At 52.2% G+C, this 17,697-nt stretch carries 15 protein-coding genes; 14 read left to right on the forward strand and 1 reads right to left on the reverse strand.

From position 1 onward, the window contains the following. Positions 1 to 19 precede the first annotated feature (19 nt). The 4 genes from nirD to MKX42_RS11975 all read left to right on the forward strand — a co-directional run bounded on the left by nirD (position 20) and on the right by MKX42_RS11975 (position 2,440). Positions 20 to 364, forward strand: a complete 345-nt coding sequence (nirD, locus tag MKX42_RS11960) for a nitrite reductase small subunit NirD (RefSeq protein WP_340752698.1) — start codon at positions 20 to 22, stop codon at positions 362 to 364. Between the two features lie 19 nt (positions 365 to 383). Continuing rightward, positions 384 to 1,202, forward strand: a complete 819-nt coding sequence (locus tag MKX42_RS11965) for a formate/nitrite transporter family protein (RefSeq protein ID WP_340752699.1) — start codon at positions 384 to 386, stop codon at positions 1,200 to 1,202. Between the two features lie 67 nt (positions 1,203 to 1,269). Beyond that, positions 1,270 to 1,914 (forward strand): NAD(P)-dependent oxidoreductase, encoded by a 645-nt coding sequence (locus MKX42_RS11970; RefSeq protein ID WP_340757674.1) that lies wholly within the window; start codon positions 1,270 to 1,272, stop codon positions 1,912 to 1,914. A gap of 43 nt (positions 1,915 to 1,957) precedes the next feature. Then, positions 1,958 to 2,440: an NUDIX hydrolase gene (locus MKX42_RS11975; protein WP_340752700.1), complete on the forward strand. Its 483-nt coding sequence runs from the start codon at positions 1,958 to 1,960 to the stop codon at positions 2,438 to 2,440. A 135-nt stretch (positions 2,441 to 2,575) separates the two neighbouring features. Here MKX42_RS11975 and MKX42_RS11980 read toward each other — a convergent pair whose 3' ends face one another. Then, positions 2,576 to 3,295, reverse strand: coding sequence for a Crp/Fnr family transcriptional regulator (locus MKX42_RS11980; RefSeq protein WP_405115098.1), 720 nt, complete (start codon positions 3,293 to 3,295; stop codon positions 2,576 to 2,578). A gap of 416 nt (positions 3,296 to 3,711) precedes the next feature. On the opposite strand from MKX42_RS11980, the gene MKX42_RS11985 reads away from it, so the two are divergent. From MKX42_RS11985 to MKX42_RS12030, 10 genes are all read left to right on the forward strand, one after another. Then, positions 3,712 to 6,018 (forward strand): glycoside hydrolase family 65 protein, encoded by a 2,307-nt coding sequence (locus MKX42_RS11985; RefSeq protein WP_340752701.1) that lies wholly within the window; start codon positions 3,712 to 3,714, stop codon positions 6,016 to 6,018. Continuing rightward, entirely contained in the window at positions 6,018 to 8,348 is a 2,331-nt protein-coding gene (locus tag MKX42_RS11990) for a glycosyl hydrolase family 65 protein (RefSeq protein WP_340752702.1), read from the forward strand. Before MKX42_RS11985 ends, MKX42_RS11990 begins: the two co-directional genes overlap by 1 nt. A gap of 4 nt (positions 8,349 to 8,352) precedes the next feature. Beyond that, the gene (gene pgmB / locus MKX42_RS11995; protein WP_340757675.1) at positions 8,353 to 8,982 is read left to right on the forward strand and encodes a beta-phosphoglucomutase; all 630 of its coding nucleotides are present in this window, start codon (positions 8,353 to 8,355) and stop codon (positions 8,980 to 8,982) included. A gap of 80 nt (positions 8,983 to 9,062) precedes the next feature. Continuing rightward, on the forward strand, positions 9,063 to 9,863 hold the full coding sequence (locus tag MKX42_RS12000) for an alpha/beta hydrolase (protein ID WP_340757676.1): 801 nt from the start codon (positions 9,063 to 9,065) through the stop codon (positions 9,861 to 9,863). Positions 9,864 to 9,932: 69 nt separating this feature from the next. Further along, positions 9,933 to 10,457 (forward strand): GNAT family N-acetyltransferase, encoded by a 525-nt coding sequence (locus MKX42_RS12005; protein ID WP_340752703.1) that lies wholly within the window; start codon positions 9,933 to 9,935, stop codon positions 10,455 to 10,457. 303 nt (positions 10,458 to 10,760) lie between these two features. Further along, a complete protein-coding gene (locus tag MKX42_RS12010; RefSeq protein WP_340752704.1) occupies positions 10,761 to 12,545 on the forward strand; it encodes a cache domain-containing sensor histidine kinase in 1,785 nt (594 codons plus the stop codon). Positions 12,546 to 12,558: 13 nt separating this feature from the next. Continuing rightward, positions 12,559 to 13,887, forward strand: a complete 1,329-nt coding sequence (locus MKX42_RS12015; protein WP_340752705.1) for a response regulator — start codon at positions 12,559 to 12,561, stop codon at positions 13,885 to 13,887. 214 nt (positions 13,888 to 14,101) lie between these two features. Then, on the forward strand, positions 14,102 to 14,929 hold the full coding sequence (locus tag MKX42_RS12020) for a carbohydrate ABC transporter permease (RefSeq protein WP_340757677.1): 828 nt from the start codon (positions 14,102 to 14,104) through the stop codon (positions 14,927 to 14,929). Position 14,930: 1 nt separating this feature from the next. Then, positions 14,931 to 15,803 carry a carbohydrate ABC transporter permease gene (locus MKX42_RS12025; RefSeq protein ID WP_340752706.1) on the forward strand — a complete coding sequence of 291 codons (873 nt, stop codon included), beginning with the start codon at positions 14,931 to 14,933 and terminating at the stop codon, positions 15,801 to 15,803. A gap of 132 nt (positions 15,804 to 15,935) precedes the next feature. Beyond that, positions 15,936 to 17,402, forward strand: coding sequence for an ABC transporter substrate-binding protein (locus MKX42_RS12030; RefSeq protein WP_340752707.1), 1,467 nt, complete (start codon positions 15,936 to 15,938; stop codon positions 17,400 to 17,402). Positions 17,403 to 17,697: the final 295 nt, after the last annotated feature.

Here is a 17,697-nt window from a genome sequence, read left to right on the forward strand (position 1 = left end):
GGGAGAGGGAGAGAGCATAATGGAACGGAGCAATCGGGAATGTACGATAGGTACAGTGGAAGATTTCATGCTGCAGATCGGCCGGGTAGTTCATGCAGGAGAGGTTGAATTAGCGATATTCCGCACATCGGACGGCGCAGTTTATGCGGTCCGCAACCACAGTCCCCACCCGAAGGGCGGTCCGCTCGCGGAAGGAATCGTATCAGGCTATTATTTATATGATCCGTTGCATGACTGGAAGATCGACCTTCGCACCGGAGAGGTTCAGGCACCGGACCGGGGGCAGGCAGAAGTCTATCCAGTTACCGTAGAGGGCGGAGTTGTTAAGGTCACTCTGCCTGCGGCAGTAACAACCCTAAATTAAAGGAAGAGCAGGTGCGGATATGTTTACGCAGAGCGTAGAGAATATCGTTGAGACAGCCGTAGGGAAACGCGACAAAATGAATGAGAGCCTGCCCAAATATTTTTTGGCGGCCCTCCTGGCAGGAGCATATGTGGGTATTGGTATTATTCTGATCTTCTCACTGGGGGCACCGCTGGCGGCGATTAAGTCACCGTTCCAGCCGCTGATTATGGGAGCATCCTTCGGGATTGCCTTGACCTTGGTTGTATTCGCAGGCTCAGAGCTGTTTACAGGTAATAATATGTTCTTCACAGTGAGCACGCTTGCCGGGAGAACTACAGTCTGGGACACGGTGAAGAACTGGGTCCTGGTATTCCTCGGCAATGTGGCCGGTGCTGTGGTGCTGGCGCTGCTGATTCAGGGATCGGGCCTCTTCAAGGCAGCACCTGCCGAGCATCTGATCTTTGCAGCTGCCGCCAAAAAAATGAGCCTGCCGTTCTCAGAGCTGTTCTTCCGCGGCATCCTCTGTAACTGGCTGGTCTGCCTGGCACTATGGATGTCCTCCCGCGCCAAGAGTGAAGCGGCGAAGCTGGTCCTGATCTGGTGGTGTCTGTTCGCCTTCATCGCGAGCGGTTATGAACACAGTGTAGCGAACATGACGCTGCTCAGCGTAGCCGTGCTGCTGCCGAATCATCCAGAGACAGTGAGCATCGCCGGCTGGTTCCACAATATGATTCCCGTTACACTCGGCAACATCATCGGCGGCGGTGTCTTTGTCGGAATGGCTTACTGGCTAATCTCACCAGTGCGTACTCCGCGTAAAGTATCTGCTCCTCCTCAGACTAAGAAAGCAAGTTAGATCCAATATCAAGCCCCACAGCTGCTACATGGCTGTGGGGCTTTTTTGCCGCTGAATCCCTGCTATAATACACTTCAGGAGGTTATTTCATATGAATATATTGATTCTTGGTGCCACTGGCCGGGTGGGGAGCCACATTGTTACCCATGCTCTTCAGGATGGACATCATGTTACAGTGTTGGTCCGTAACCCGGAGAAGGTTCAGCCGCTCCATGCCAACCTGACGATCCTCCAAGGTAATGTTCTTAATCAAGAAGATGTTGCCCGGGCAGTGAATGGAAAGGATGTAGTTATTAGTGCATTGAACACCGATGGGACAACCACGCTTACAGACAGTATGCCTTTTATCATCGGAGCCATGTATGAGGAAGGGATAGAGCGCATTATTACCGTAGGAACTGCGGGCATTCTTCAAAGTGAGCTTTCCCCGGAACTCCTGCGTTACCAATCCAGCGAATCTAAACGCAGGTCAACCCGTGCTGCAGAAGAACATGAACAAGCCTATCGCTTGCTGGAGCGATCGACTCTGAAATGGACCATTGTGTGCCCAACCGCTCTGCTGGAAGGAGAACGCATAGGGACCTATCGTGTGAGACGAGATATTTTGCCCGGAGGCGGTACTGAAATATCTGTAGCGGATACAGCAGAATTTACTTATAGTCAAATTGATGCTGGCGATTTCATAAGATCCCGTGTAGGTATAGCTTACTGATAAAAGTGATCTATTTAGAAAATGAACGGAGGAGAGGGCTGCGATGGCAAGCTTTAACCATTTTGGCGTATATGGAATTTGTCAGCGTGACGGCAGGCTGCTGGTGATCCATAAAGGAAGAGGCCCGTATAGCGGAAGATACGATCTGCCGGGGGGAAGACTGGAGACTGGTGAAGCACTGGTTGACGGCTTGATCAGAGAGTTTATTGAAGAGACTGGTTATACAGTAAAGGTGCAACAAAACTTGGGTACCATCGATTTCTTTATCCGGCATAACGAAGATCACTTTACGCAAATGCATCATTTGGCAGCCTTGTATCAGGTTGAATTGACCGGGGAAGAAGGTCCTGTTGCCATTTCAATGTTCGAAGAACAGGATTCCTGCGGGGCGGAGTGGGTGGATATCACTAGAATAACACTCGATTCAGCTTCTCCGCTAGCCGTATATGCTGCAAAGTTCCTAAGGGGTGAGGAGCTGCCTGTAACACCAGAATATTATGATGATTGGGAAGTAAAAGGCACATAGGATGTGCCGCTAGTGCGGTGAATTCATCGGCAGACAAGAAAAAAAGACGCCGGACAGGGCGCCTTGACCACTCTATAAATTTATTGGGTCAGATATGTTTCAATGAGGTGAATAGAGGGTATTATTGATATGAAATTATATTCGGCAAATTTCATTGGGACATAATTCGCAGTGGCAGATTTCCTGAAGCATCGCCAGATCCTTGATGACAATCATACCATTCTCATACTCCACTGCATCTTTTTTGCGCAGATCACTTAGCATCCGGTTAACGCTCTCACGGGTAGCGCCAATCATGTTGGACAGATCTGTATGCGTGATTTTTTTGTTGATCAGAATGCTGTCTCCAGTCTTCTCACCATAAGTGTTGCCAAGACGGATCAGTGTGGAGCAGAGTGCGCCCGGTTTACCGTACATCATCAGATCGCGGAATTTCGTCTGTGTGAGACGGTGATGAATGCCCATCCACTTCATGAAGTCGATAGCGAAGTCACAGTGCTGGCAGATCAGAATCTCCAGATCCTTCTGCTCGATCACGCCAACTTCACTCTCTTCAATGACCTCGGCCGTGAAGCTGTGCTTCGTGCTGAAGAACGGGTCAGCCTGACCTACCATGTCGCCGGCCTGATACATATAGAGAATCAGTTCTTTGCCTTCGTCTGTAGATTTGGTTAATTTCACACGTCCGCGCTTGATATAAAACAGTTTATCCGAGAAATCGCCTTCCCAGAACAGGTGTGATCCTTCAGGGACAACACGTTCCTTCATCGTGACCAACAGGCGGTTAAAATTCTGCTCGGAGAAACAGTTTGTATTGCCGCGGGCTTCGATAACATTATAATGTTCCTTTATCATAATCGACATCCCCTTTATTCCCTCAGTTTTTCAGTAAATTTTAAATTAATTATACCTTGAAATTCCTCATTATGGGTAATTATTTTGCCACTAAAAGTGTCGAATTTTTTACATTGTGATAATTTTCACTTCATTTGTGTGAGATTGGTTACTTTTTTAGACGTATGATAGGCTTTTTAACATGTTTTACTGGATATTATATCAGTTGCCACCTGTTCTGGATAGATGCAGAGGGGGAGCGGCTTTTTTGCGTTTGTCGTCCGTATTCCATATGATCCGTACAAATGCACATAACTCGCTTACGAGCTGACCTTGGTCCTGTGCGGGGTTAGAGATAATCTGAAACTGAGCGTCCGAACCTCCGTGTAGAGCGGCAGGCCGGGCCGAGTATTCTCTTAGCGAAGGAGAGTTCCAAGATGGCAAAGGTAGCAGATCCATATCTGAAGGTCGATCCATGGGCAATTATTGAAGAGGGCTTTGATCCGGAACGAAACCGGACTTCAGAATCGATTTTTTCACTGGGCAATGAGTATATGGGAGTGCGGGGGTATGCGGACGAGGGCTACAGCGGGGATTCCTTGCCGGGCAGCTATTTCAACGGGCTGAATGAGCAGATGAAGGTTGGCAATCATTATAAGGGCATTATCCGGTCGCTGCGCTACATGGTCAATGCCGTGGACTGGCTGCATACCCGGATCTCGGTGGACGGTGAACCCCTGGATCTGGCGCACTCCCGCATAGAGGCGTATACGCGCAGACTGGATTTCCGGACAGGAACCTATACACGGGAGTTCATCTGGCTGCTGGCGGACGGGAAAAAGCTGAAGCTCTGCTTCACGCGGCTGGTAAGTATGACTCTGTCCCATCTGGGGATGCAGCAAATCACTTTCACGCCGCTTAATTTCTCGGGAAAGGTGGATATTCGTACTGGCCTTGACTTCGGCATGATCCATGAGGAACACGGCCAGAGCATGTGGAAAGAGCAGCAGCGCGGCGGGGAAGGGGCGGTTACAGCCATTATGGCCAGCACGCTGACAACCGGAAATCAGCTGTTCTCGGGCTTTGTCCTGAAGTCTTCGCAGGCGCTGCTGCATACGGAGCTTGTGGAAGAGGACGGCTATACCGGGCGGCAATTCTCTCTGAATCTCTCTGAGGGAGAGCAGGCATCCTTCACAAAGCTTGTGGTCAATGTGACGGGCAGCGGGGCTGCACACACAGCAGACGGTCTCTGGGCCGAAGGCATGGAGCTTGCAGCAGCGGCGGACCGGCTGGCGGAGGAAGAGGTGCTTGCCGACCAGGCCGCCTATTGGAGCAGTATCTGGGCAACCAGTGATATCCGGATTGAGGGTGACCCGGAGAATCAGCAGGGCATCCGTTTTTGTATTTTTCAGCTGTATCAGACCTATCACGGGGATCATCCCGGATATAATATCGGTGCCAAAGGGCTGACGGGCGAAGCCTACCGTGGCCTTGCCTTTTGGGATACGGAGTCTTATTGCCTGCCGTTCTATCTGTTTAATAATCCCAAGGCGGCCCGCAGTCTGCTGGAATTCCGCTACAAGACGTTGCCGGAGGCGCTGCAGCGCGGGCAGGAGGTGGATTGCGAGGGGGCTTTTTATCCGATTGCCACAATAGACGGAACAGAGAGCTGTGACCTGTGGCAGCACTCCAACCTGCAGCTTCATGTCGGGACAGCGGTCGCCTACGGCATCTGGCATTATGTGAAGAACACCGGCGACCTGGAATTCCTCTACAGCAAAGGCGCCGAGATGCTGATACAGATCAGCCGTTTCTACGCATCCCGCGGCCAGTGGGGTCAACGCACCGGGGAATACGGATATTTCGGCGTGATGGGGCCGGACGAATTCCAGCTGATGGTTAACAATAACTGTTACATCAATCTGATGGCCCAGAAGTTATTCGAATATACGCTCGAAACGGTAGCCCTAATGAAGGCGGAGACGCCGGAGGAATATGCGGCGGTTATAGCGGCTACTGCGCTCCGCGACGAGGAACTGGATGACTGGGACCACAAGCGAGCGCATATGAAAATCCCGTTTGATCCGGGCAGCGGCCTTTATGAGGAGCATGACGGCTTCTTCGATATGCCGCACCTGGATATTCATTCGATTCCGGTGTCCGAGTTCCCGCTCTATGCCAACTGGTCTTATGACCGGCTGTACCGTTACGATATGATCAAGCAGCCGGATGTGCTGATGTTCATGTTCCTGTACAACGGGCAGTTCTCCCGCGAGACCAAGCTGGCGAATTATGAATATTATGAACCGAGATGTATTCATGAGTCCTCGCTCTCGCCGTCGATTCACTCGATTCTGGCCAGTGAGCTGGGCAAATCGGAGGAAGCGTACCGGTTCTTCGAGTTCGCCATGCGCCTGGATCTGGACAACTATAACCGCAATACCCGGGAAGGGCTGCACACCACATCGATCGCCGCAGCGTGGATGAACATCGTCTACGGCTTCGGGGGGATGCGCTCGGATGGAGATTGTCTGTCCTTCCGGCCGGTGCTGCCGCAGAAGTGGACCGCTTACAGCTTCCAGGTGATGTGCAGGGGCGTACTGCTGGGTATTACGGTAAATGCAGAGTCGGTTTCCTTCAGAGCAGTCAATGGCGGAAGCACAGAGGTGCTGATCTATGATCAGCGGGTGACCGTAGATAAAGCAGGAATCGAGCTTCCTCTCGCTGAAGGGATGACTGTGTGATGGACTGGACGGTAAGTGAGCGCAGCTTCGAGCCTGGGCGGATTATGGCGAACGGCAACAAATTTATGACCGGCAATGGCTATATGGGCTTCCGGGGAGTCCTTGAGGAGTTCGGGAAGGAGCAGCTTGCGGCGGTTACGCTAGCCGGAGTATATGACCGGGCGGGCGACAAATGGCGCGAGCCGGTGAATGCCCCGAACGGGCTGTATACGGTAGTCAGCGCTAACGGCTGCAAGCTAAATGTGTTGGATACCGAACCATTGGCTCATACTCAGAGCCTGGATCTCCGCTCAGCTATCCACCGGCGGGAGACAACGTTCAGCATCCCGGGAGGCGGGAAGCTGACCCTGACCGCCGAGCGGTTCACCAGCATGGATCAGCTCCATCTGCTCGCCGCCAGATGGACCCTGCACAGCAACGCCGATTACCGGATAGAGATTACTACAGGTATCGATGGCGCGGTGTGGGATATCAACGGTCCCCATCTGCTCGAGCAGCAGAGCAGCTCTGCCGGCGGGGTGCTGCTGTCAACAGCAGTTACCGGGGAGCTGGGGCAGCAGGTGGCGGTGGCGGAGCTTATAACGTTCGGTACGGCTGAACAGGCGAAGCGGGTTGACGGTGTTATCGAGCTGGATGGAGGAACCGCACTGCGCCATATTTCTATAGAAGCTAAGGCAGGTGAGACTTATACATGGTGCAAATATGCAGCCGTGTTCACCGGTCTGGATGGCGAAGGCGATCCTGCAGAAGACGGACCTGATGAGCGGGCGGTGCAGACCGTCCAGGCGGCTGCCGCTACAGGATATGCCGGACTGCTGGAGGCTCACCGGCGCAAGTGGGCGGAGCGATGGTCACGCAGCGATTGTGTCATTGAAGGCGATGAAGAGGCGCAGTTCGCGTTGCGGTACAGTATGTATCAGCTGCTGATCATTGCACCGACGAAGTCGGAGAAGGTCTCAATTCCCGCGCGCGGCTTGTCCGGGCAAGTCTATAAGGGCGCAGTATTCTGGGATACGGAGATGTTCATGCTGCCTTTTTTCCTGCACAGTGATCCTGGGATTGCCCGCAATCTGATGATGTACCGCATCCACACGCTGGATGGTGCGCGGCGGAAGGCTTCGGAGTATGGATATTTGGGGGCTTTTTATGCCTGGGAGAGCCAGGATACGGGGGATGATGCCTGCACCCTGTTCAATGTGAACGATGTTTTTACCGGAAGGCCCATGCGGACCTATTTCCGCGATAAGCAGATTCATATCAGTGCAGATGTCGTGCATGGACTCTGGCAGTACGTGACCTTCACTGGAGATGATAGTATCCTGGCGGACGGCGGGGCGGAGGTCATCTGGGAATGTGCGCGTTTCTTCTATTCCTATGCTTACTATAATCCTGTGAAGCAGCGTTATGAGCTGCTGGATGTAACCGGACCGGATGAATACCATGAGCGGGTGAATAATAACGCATTTACGAGCGCTACGGTTCAGGAGACACTGAAGATTGCCTTGCAGACAGCAGAACGGTTGCAGGATAAATATCCGGCCGTATATAACAGTCTTGTTGAATCTTATGCGGATGGGCCGTTCCTGGATGAATTCACAGCAATGCTGGCACAGCTCTACGTCCCGCAGCCGGACCCGGATACGCTGGTGATTGAACAATTTGACCGTTATCTGCAACTGGAGGATGTGTCTCTGGCTGAGCTGAAGGCACGGGTCATTCACCCGAATGAGTACTGGGGCGGAGGCAATGGGCTGGCTGCAGCCACAAGAATCCTGAAGCAGGCCGATGTGGTGCTGATGTTGCACCAGTTCCGGGATAGATACAGCAAGGAAGTGAAGCAGGCCAACTGGGAATTCTATGAGCCGCGAACCGAGCATGGCTCAAGCCTAAGCGCGTGCATCTACGCTCTGGTCGCTGCGGATATCGGCTTGCCGGATTGGGGATATCCGTATTTCATGCGTACTGCCACCGTAGATCTAACCGGTGAATCGAAGCAGTATGTCGGTGACCTCTATATTGGCGGGACGCATCCCGCTGCAAATGGAGGAGCATGGATGGCTGTGGTTCTTGGCTTCGCGGGTGTGCGATTTGATGGCCTGACCGTCACCCTTAAGCCGTCTCTGCCGGAGACCTGGAGTTCCATTGAGCTGCCGGTAATCCTGCGCGGAGGCAGCTTCCGGCTGCGGATTGGCCGCGAAGAGATCACGGTTACGGCGGCGCCGGGCAACAACGAAGCGGTAAGCTTCGCCGGATTCGGCGGTGAGGCTGTGCCGTGCCCGCCCGGTGCAATCCTGGAGTTAGCGTCTGAGTCCAATCAGAGAGGATCATGACATGATGCTGGAGCATATGAAGGGCGCTATCTTCGATCTGGATGGCGTGATTGTAGACACGGCGAAATATCACTATCTGGCCTGGCGGTCACTTGCCGACGGGCTTGGATTCGAGTTCACGGAAGAGCATAACGAGCAGCTCAAGGGCGTCAGCCGGATGAGATCACTCGACATTCTGCTTGCCATTGGAGGCCGGGAATGCACGGAGGCTGAGAAGCTGGTAATGGCAGAGCAGAAGAACCGCCTCTATGTAGAGTACATCTCCAGGCTGGATGAATCGGAGCTGCTGCCCGGTGTTCGGGCTTATCTGGATGCGCTCAGAGCACGCGGCGTGGCTATTGCCCTTGGCTCTGCGAGTAAGAATGCGGAATTCATACTGGATAAGCTGAATATTGCGGGGCTGTTCGACGTTGTTATAGACGGCAATAAGGTAGCCCGGGCGAAGCCAGACCCTGAGGTGTTCCAGTCAGCCTGCCGGGAGCTGGGGCTACAGCCGCAGGATTGTGTGGTGTTCGAGGATGCCGAGGCCGGAGTAGCCGCCGGCAAGGCTGCAGGAATGCAGGTTGTCGGCATCGGTAAGCCTGAAGTGCTGAAGGCAGCGGATCTTGTGATATCCGGATTGCATGAATTGTAAGACCTTGATAGAATGGCCCTTGAGGAACTTTTTTCCTCTATTATCTATTCTATTATAGAAGGAAAGCTTGAGGGATGATGATGGAAACGTTGTTGCTATGGCCTGAAGGTGCGCCAGGAGCGCTGGGAGCCAGTGAAGAGGATCAGCCTGCGATTACACCTTATTTAGTTGAAGGCAAGGGGAATGCCGCTGTTCTGGTTTGTCCGGGAGGCGGGTATGCGATGCGTGCCGACCATGAAGGCGGTCCGGTTGCGGAGTGGCTGAATACACTCGGAATTTCAGCATTCGTGCTGCGCTATCGTGTAGCGCCCTATCAATACCCGAGTGCGCTCAAGGATGCGCAGCGGGCGCTGCGTACGATCCGCTTCCGCGCGGATGAATATGGAATTGACCCGGACCGGCTCGGCATTCTGGGCTTCTCGGCAGGCGGACATCTCGCTTCTACCGCAGGGGTATCATATGATCTCGGTAATCCTGATCACCCGGAGCCATTGGAGCGGCTGTCCAGCCGTCCGGATCGCCTGATTCTATGCTACCCGGTCATCTCGATGACCGAAGGGGTGACCCATCAAGGTTCGAAGGAGAATCTGCTGGGAGCCATTCCTGATGCGGAGCTGTCGCTTAAGCTCAGCAGCGAGTTCCAGGTGACCCCGGACACGCCGCCAACGTTCCTTTGGCATACCTCTGATGATGATTATGTCCCGGTGGAGAACAGCCTGTTGTTCGCCGCAGGACTTAGCCGTCATAAGGTTCCATTCGATCTGCATATCTATGCACACGGCGTACACGGTCTGGGCTTAGCCCCTGAAGAGCCGCACACCAAGACCTGGACGGATGCCTGTGCCTCTTGGCTGCAATTGAACGGGTATACGAGAGCGTGAACTTCTGCTTCAATGTCCGTGTCCAAGGATAGGGCGATACGAGAGACCCAGGAAAGGCAGGTACATATTATGGAGCTTAGATTTCCACAAGTGAATACAGCGGAAGAAACTGCGGAGGTTGCCCGGCTGGCAGCTGAAATATGGCACGAACATTATGTCTCCATTATTACCATCGCGCAGATTGATTACATGATTGAAAAGTTTCAATCGGTTCCCGCGATAACGGATCAGATCCATCATCAGGGCTACGAATATTATTTGATCCATAACGGCGAAGGCTCCACAGCCGGATATATGTCGGCCAGAGAAGAGGAAGGGAAGCTCTTTTTGAGCAAGTTTTATATCAGCAAGGAGTACAGGGGGCGCAGGTATGGCAGCCAAGCGTTGGCCTTCCTGGAGAAGCTGTGTCAGGCCCGTAATCTGACTCATATCTGGCTGACGGTCAATCGTGATAACGAATCCAGTATTGCAGTATATCAGAAAAAAGGCTTCCGGATGATACGGGGACAAATGGCGGATATCGGGAACGGATTTGTCATGGATGATTACATTATGGAGAAAGAAATTCCGGCTTTTAGAGGGAATTACAGCTAGCATAAGCCGTCCGGGCTCAATGTGCTCCGGATGAAACACTATAAAACCAGTCCAACACGGTATGTTTGTGTGTGGGGCTGGTTTTTACTTGCTTAGCTGAAAATCTCCATACAAACGGACATAAAGAACTTTGAAATAAACCTGTGTAAGCGCTTGTAGGTTTGTTAAAATATAAGAACTCATATGTTTCACACGGTAACTTATCCTTCTATTTCTCGCTGAAAGGGTACCGTCCTTTAAAAGGACTTCAACGCCGTTACCACTTGTATTATTGGAACTGGAGGTGAATCCAGGGTGTTATCCATGCTTGTGAAACCCATTGTCAGGCTCAGTGTTAAGCAGCAGTTGATTCTGCTGTTTCTGATCATGATTACGCCTATTCTGATTTTGAACAGCTACGGCAACTACAAGGCAGAGGAGATTCTGAAGCGCCATGTGACCAATGCCTATGTGGAGCTGAACAAGCAGAATTTCGCCATTATTAACAGAGACATCGATACGGTGAACAAAATAACGACCACCGTCATCCAGAATCCGGTTCTGCAGCAGCTCAATATGAGCGGGAATGATACGGTGCTGGAGCGGGTGGAACGTTATGAGACCATCGAGAAGCTGCTCGGCAGCTATTCGCAGGGAGCGGAGCGGGGTGACGGAATTTACTACTCGCTGTACGTATATGATCCCGATAACTATTACTTTTTCGCCCCCAATTTTCCGCAGGTGAAGAAGGCGGGGGTTTATTTTTTCTCCAAGGAGGAACGTCCGTACTGGTTCGAACAGGTGGTGCAGCAGAAAGGCCGCGGGACCCTGATGTTCACCGAGAAGCTGAGCCCGCAGGCCGAAGAACTGAAGACGCTTACGTATGTCAGGGCCGTCAATAATATCTACCGGGGGGAAGGGACGCTCGGCGTGCTGGTGGTGACCAAGATGGAATCGAAAATCGGTGAATCGCTAAGGTCCATCTCACTGCCGGACGGGGAAATCTATCTGACGGATATGAGCAACCGTGTACTGGCCTCGACCACGAATTCAACTGGAGAAGTAATCGTTCTGCCGGACGGCTCGGAGGCGGGAGATCCGGAGGGAACCGAGGATATTATCACTGATGACTTCATCTATGTGGTGAACAACAATCATGCCTTTGAGCAAAAGCTGGTCTACAAGGTGCCCGTCAAATCCCTGCTCCAGCAGCAAAACGAAATGAAACGAGTCATTCAATACATAACAGTGGCCTACGCGCTGTTCGGACTGATCATCATTACCTACTTCTGGCGTGCGCTGATGACCCCTTTGCAGAAGCTGGCTTTTTTTGTACGCAAGTATGAGCCGGGCAACCGTGTGCCCGAGACTCCCCGCAGAGGAAGCAACGATGAGGTCAGTGTGCTGATTACCGCCACGTATGATATGGCCCGCAGGCTCAACAGCCTGATTATGTACAAATACCAGATGGAGCTGAAGCAGAAGGAATCGCAGCTGCAGCTGCTCTATCAGCAGATCAACCCGCATCTGCTGTACAACACCCTGGAGAGTATTTATTGGAAAAGCTCGCTCGAAGGCAACGTGGAATCCGCGGAAATGATCAAGGAATTATCCAAGCTGATGAAGATCAGCTTAAGCCGGGGCCGGGAGCTGATCACGCTCGAAGAGGAGCTTGAACATGCCAGTGCCTACATCAAGCTCCAGCAGCACCGGTATGATTATGTGTTCGCCGTTGTCTGGAATATCGCTCCCGGGACCACCATGAATCTGATTCCCAAGATCACTCTGCAGCCCCTGATCGAGAATGCCATTATCCACGGGGTTAAGAATATGGAGGAGGATGGTGAAATCATCATTACCTCTATGCTGGAGGATGGCCGGATTCGGATTACCATTGAGGATAACGGCTATAAGCAGGTCGATTATAAGGCTATCGAGCAGATTCTCAATGACGACAGTCCGAATCCGGTGAACGGCTACGGTATCCGCAATATCCATCAGCGTGTGCAGCTGCATTTCGGCGGGGATTGCGGGATCAGCTACGCACCGCGAGAGCACGGAGGCACGATAGTAAGTGTGATCCTTCCGAAGTCAGAGACTATAGAGTAGAGGAGAGAATACGGTGTTCAATATACTGGTTGTTGATGATGAGCCGCTCATTTGCAAAGGGCTGAGCAGCCTGCTTGCTGCTTCCGGGCTGGATATTGATCATATCTATACGGCTGGCAGCGGGTATGAGGCACTGGATTGTATCCGTATGGAGGAGATCGATCTGCTTGTGACCGATATCCAGATGGGGGCTATGAGCGGGATCGAACTGATGCAGCATGCCAAAATGACCAAGCCCTGGGTGCAGACGATCGTCATCTCTGCGCATGAGACCTTTCAGTACGCCCAGATGGCCGTCCGGCTGGGGGCTAGAGATTATCTGATCAAGCCGCTGAACAGTGAGCAGTTCCTGGATTCGGTGCGCAGTGTTGTTCTGAAGATGAATAGACCGTCGCCGGAGCTGGCTACATATATGGATGGTAATGGAGACCGATTTCGCCTGGAGGAGCCGCTTCCCGAGTACAGCGAGCTGCTGAACAGTCTGCTTACCGGAACTGCGGCGGTGCTGATGGTAGAGGAGAAGCTGCGCAAGCTGGATGAGTTGAGGCTGCGGGGGCCGTTTTTTGCGGTGATCAAAATCAAGCTCCCCCTGCCGCAAGACCGGTCTGAGCAGAGGTACACTACCCGTGATCATAGCCTGCTGCGTTACGCTGCCTTGAATATCGCCAAGGAGTTGCTGGATCAGGAGTGGAATTCCACCGCCTTCTATTCACCGGACCAAGAGATTACCATAATCATCCAGTGGGATGGGGAGAGCTACGAGGAGCCGTCCACCGGCCAGTTGAGCAGGCTGGAGGTGCTGGGTCGCAGCCTGCATTTTAATATTCACCGCTACCTGCAGCTGAGTGCCGTTATCGGCATCAGCCAGATTCTGAAGGGGCTGAGCTTCTTGGATGTGCTGAGCCGGCAAGCCTCGAAGGCGATCCTCTGGAACAATGAGCATGCCGATCATTATGTGTTCTATTATGGGGATTTCAACTGGAATAACTACGCTGCTGATCCGTCGCCCGAGGAGCTGCATACGCACAGCAATCTGATCGTGCAGAAGGCGAAGGAATATATTGACGGGAATTACGCCCAGAAGGGGCTGACGATCCATGAAGTAGCCAAGAAGAATCATGTCAGCCCTAATTACCTGAGCTATTTGTTCAAGAAGAATACAGGCTATAACCTGTGGGAATATGTCATTAAGCTGCGGATGGAGGACAGCCGGGAGATGATTCTGAACACCGATCTGCGGCGGTATGAGATTGCGGAGCGGGTGGGATACGAGTCGCCGGAGCATTTCAGCAAAATTTTCAAAAAATACTATGGCATCAGCCCCAGCGAGCTGAAGAAGTAAGAACGCTTACGATTGCCATAGATATAGACATGTTAAGTCTCTCCCTCATTTCCTACAATGAAGACAGGAGGCGCTTTCCCATAAAGTGCTGAAAGACGACAGGAATGAGGGAGCCGGAATGAATCAGTCTGCTGCGTTACACGATCACCTTCCAGCGGAGCTGGAGAGCAAGCCGTACAAGCAGAACCGTTGGAAAAAGAACTATTGGGGCGTGATGTTTCTTGTCCCCGCATTGATTATCTTCATTATGTTTATGTGGGTGCCTATCTTCAAAGGGTTCCTGTACAGCTTCTACACCGTTGATTTCGTCAAAGGGAATACCTTCGTGGGTCTGGACAATTACGCCAGGGCGCTTACCGACCCCGATGTGCTGACTGCAGTCCAAAACACCCTGTACTATATGCTGCTGTGCCTGGTGATCGGCTTTTGGGTTCCGATTGCCTTTGCTATTGCCATCTCCGAGCTGCGGAAATTCGGCGGATTCGTGCGCGTTGCTGCATATTTGCCATATGTCATGCCTGCTGTAGTCCTATACGGGCTGTGGCGTTGGCTGTATGATCCCGTTGGACCGATTAATGCCGTAATCGGCAGCACCGGAGCGGAGCAGATCGCCTTCCTGACCGATACCCGGTGGTCGATGATCTCGCTGGTCTTCATGGAGACCTGGCAGCAGTTCGGCTCGGGGATGCTGATCTATCTTGCTGCGGTGCTTAGTATTCCCCGGGACTGGTATGAGGCCGCCGAGATTGACGGAGCTGGAGTATGGGCGCGTATCCGCCACATCACCCTGCCTTCCCTGCGTAATCTGATCCTGCTTATGCTGATTCTTCAAGTCATCGCCACCTCTCAGGGCTACCAGTCACAGATGGCCTTGCTGGACGGGGGGCCGAACAATGCTACGCTGACGTATGCGCTGCTTATTGTGAAGTATGCTTTTACGAGACTTGATTATGGTACGGCAACTGCGCTGGGGATGCTGATGTTTGTTGTTCTGGGCGGTTTGGGCATTCTTCAGTTCAAGCTTAACAAGGAGGACAACTAGGATGAAGAGCGCAGACAGAGGTATTCTCTCAGAGCATGACCTGAAAAAGACCAGCAACAGGGTGGTCTACGGAATTATGGTGCTGTTTATTGTCCTGATGATATTCAGCATGCTGTATCCCATCCTCATGACGATGTTCAACGGGCTAAAGTCGAATATCGAGGTCAATTCCTTTCCGCCGCATTTTTTTCCGCAGGAATGGCATTTCGGCAATCTGAAGGATGCGCTGGATTATATCGATCTGGCTATGTATCTGCGGAACACCCTTTATATTTTTGTGGGAAATATGGTCGCTACCTTAATTGTACTGGGACTCGCGTCCTTCAGTATCTCACGGATGAATGTGCCGTACCGCAAGGCCTTCTATTTCTTCTTCCTGATGACGCTGTTCATCCCGGCTACGAGCTATATGATTCCGAACTTTGTCAATCTGAAGGAGCTGGGCCTGCTCAATCAATATGCAGCCTTCTGGCTGCCGGCAGGCGCGAACACGTTCTTCTTCCTGCTGCTTAAGAATTTCTTCGACGGGATTCATCCCGAGATTCTGGAAGCCGCGCGGATGGACGGGGCCTCGGAGCCGAGAAGCTTCTTCACCATCGCGGTGCCGCTGTCAATTCCGATTTTTGCAACACTGGCAATCTTCATTTTCTCCACAGCCTGGAATGATTGGTTCTGGCCGTCGCTGGTCATGCACAGTGAGGAGAAGTATACGCTCGCTACCGCCATCTATAAGTACGTTATCAATGTAAAAGCACTGAATACGAACATTAAATTCGCGATTCTGTTCATTGTCTCTTTGCCGCCGATCCTGGTGTTCCTGGTCTTCCAGAAGTTCATTATGCGGGGAGTTTCATTGTCAGCGGTCAAAGGCTAGGCAGGAAGGAGAAGGTCCGGTAGAGATCGTATACCTGCACATGAAAGCAATATAATCACACCTCGTTTGTAAACGGTTTCTCTTTTATGATGAATTTGTAAGCTCATTATGATATGGAAAAGGGGAGTTACCATGCGTAAAGTTTCCAGCGTATTCGCCTGTCTCCTGGTCACGGGGACCTTATTGTCCGCCTGCGGCGGCAATAATAACGGGAACAAGCCGGCGGCCAATGGAGGGGCGGGGACACCTGCACCAGCGGCAACCCAGGCGGCCGAAGAGTCAGCCACTCCGTCTGCAGCACCGGCAGATGATATTACCCAGAGAAAGGTAACGATCAAAATCCACTATCCTACGCCGGACCTGACCGAGGTGAGAGCGCAGGAGGATGACAAAATCAAGCGGTTCCAGGAAGTCTATCCGAACGTGGAGATCGTCAAGGATGACTGGCAGTATAATGTAAGCGAGATCGGAGTGAAGATGGCTGCGAACGAAGCGCCAACCTTCTTCAACACATATGCCACCGAAGCCAAATTCCTGATTGAGAAGGGCTGGGTAGCCGACATCACCGATCTGTGGAACAACTATGAGTTCAAGGATCAGATCAATCCAGTGCTGCAGAACCAGTTCATCATTGACGGCAAGGTGTATGGGGTTACGCAGAAGGGTTACGTCACTACAACAATGATCAACAAGAAGATGCTGGATGACAAAAGTGTAGCCGTACCTCCAATGGATTGGACCTGGGACGACATGTTGAACACAGCCAAAGGAGTGGCCGATCCTAAGAAGGGGATCTCCGGAATTGCGCCAATGGGTAAGGGCAACGAAGCCGGCTGGAACTGGACCAACTTCCTGTTTGAAGCAGGCGGGGAGATTCAGAAGATTGAGAACGGCAAGGTGGTGGCCACCTTCAATTCCGAAGCTGGTGTTAAAGCGCTGGACTTCTATAAAAAGCTGAGATGGGAAGCCAAAGCGGTTCCCCAGGATTGGGCGCTCGGCTGGGGTGATGCAGTAGGCGCCTTCCAGCAGGGGCGCACCGCGATGGTGATGGCCGGCTCCGATGGCGTCATTGAACAGGCGCTCAATCAGGGAGGCTTCAAGCCGGAGGATGTGCTGACCTATCCGATGCCAGCGGCAGAGAAGGGCGGCAAGCATACCGGCGTACTCGGCGGCGACTATCTGGTCATCAACCCGAATGCCAGCAAGGATGAGCAGGAGATGGCCTTCCGTTATATTACCTTCGACTATTTCTCGGATAAAGGGCTAGAGGCGCTCGACGCCATTATCAGCCAGCGTAAAACGGACGGCAAATACTATATCCCGCCGCTTCTGGATTACTATGCTGCAGATTCCGACTTCGGCAAGAAGACCAAGGCCGTCTATGACAAGTACGATATTGTATATCAGTACAGTCCCGAAATCATGGCGCTGCTGGACGGCAAGCCCGAAGCCCAGTACAACACTCAGGACTACTATGCAACGATGTCCAACGTGATCCAGGAGCTGTTCGCCAAGGAAGGTACAGACTCGAAGGCCCAGCTTGATGCGGCGGCCGCAACGGTCCAGCAGAAATTCTTCGATACGATTAAGGCAGAGTAGGTTTAGATGTCCCCCTAGAGCCGGGGGAAGAGATGGATAAGGGGGGACAGCAGAGATGCTGTCTCCTTTTTGTTAAGTTGAGATTTATATTTATATTCACACCGTCAGAGTTATTCTAGAAGAGCACCGGATGAACCGAAGTGAGGGCTTGGCATTCATGAACAGAATTCCTGAAGCCCAACCGTCATTGCAAGGCAAGATGGGCCATCAACGCTGCAGACTACCGTATTGCGTTCGCAGAATAGACAAATATCAAATAAATAATACATATAATATGGAAAAAACGCTAGTATAT

Source organism: Paenibacillus sp. FSL R7-0204, from assembly GCF_038002225.1.
Classification (GTDB): domain Bacteria; phylum Bacillota; class Bacilli; order Paenibacillales; family Paenibacillaceae; genus Paenibacillus_AQ.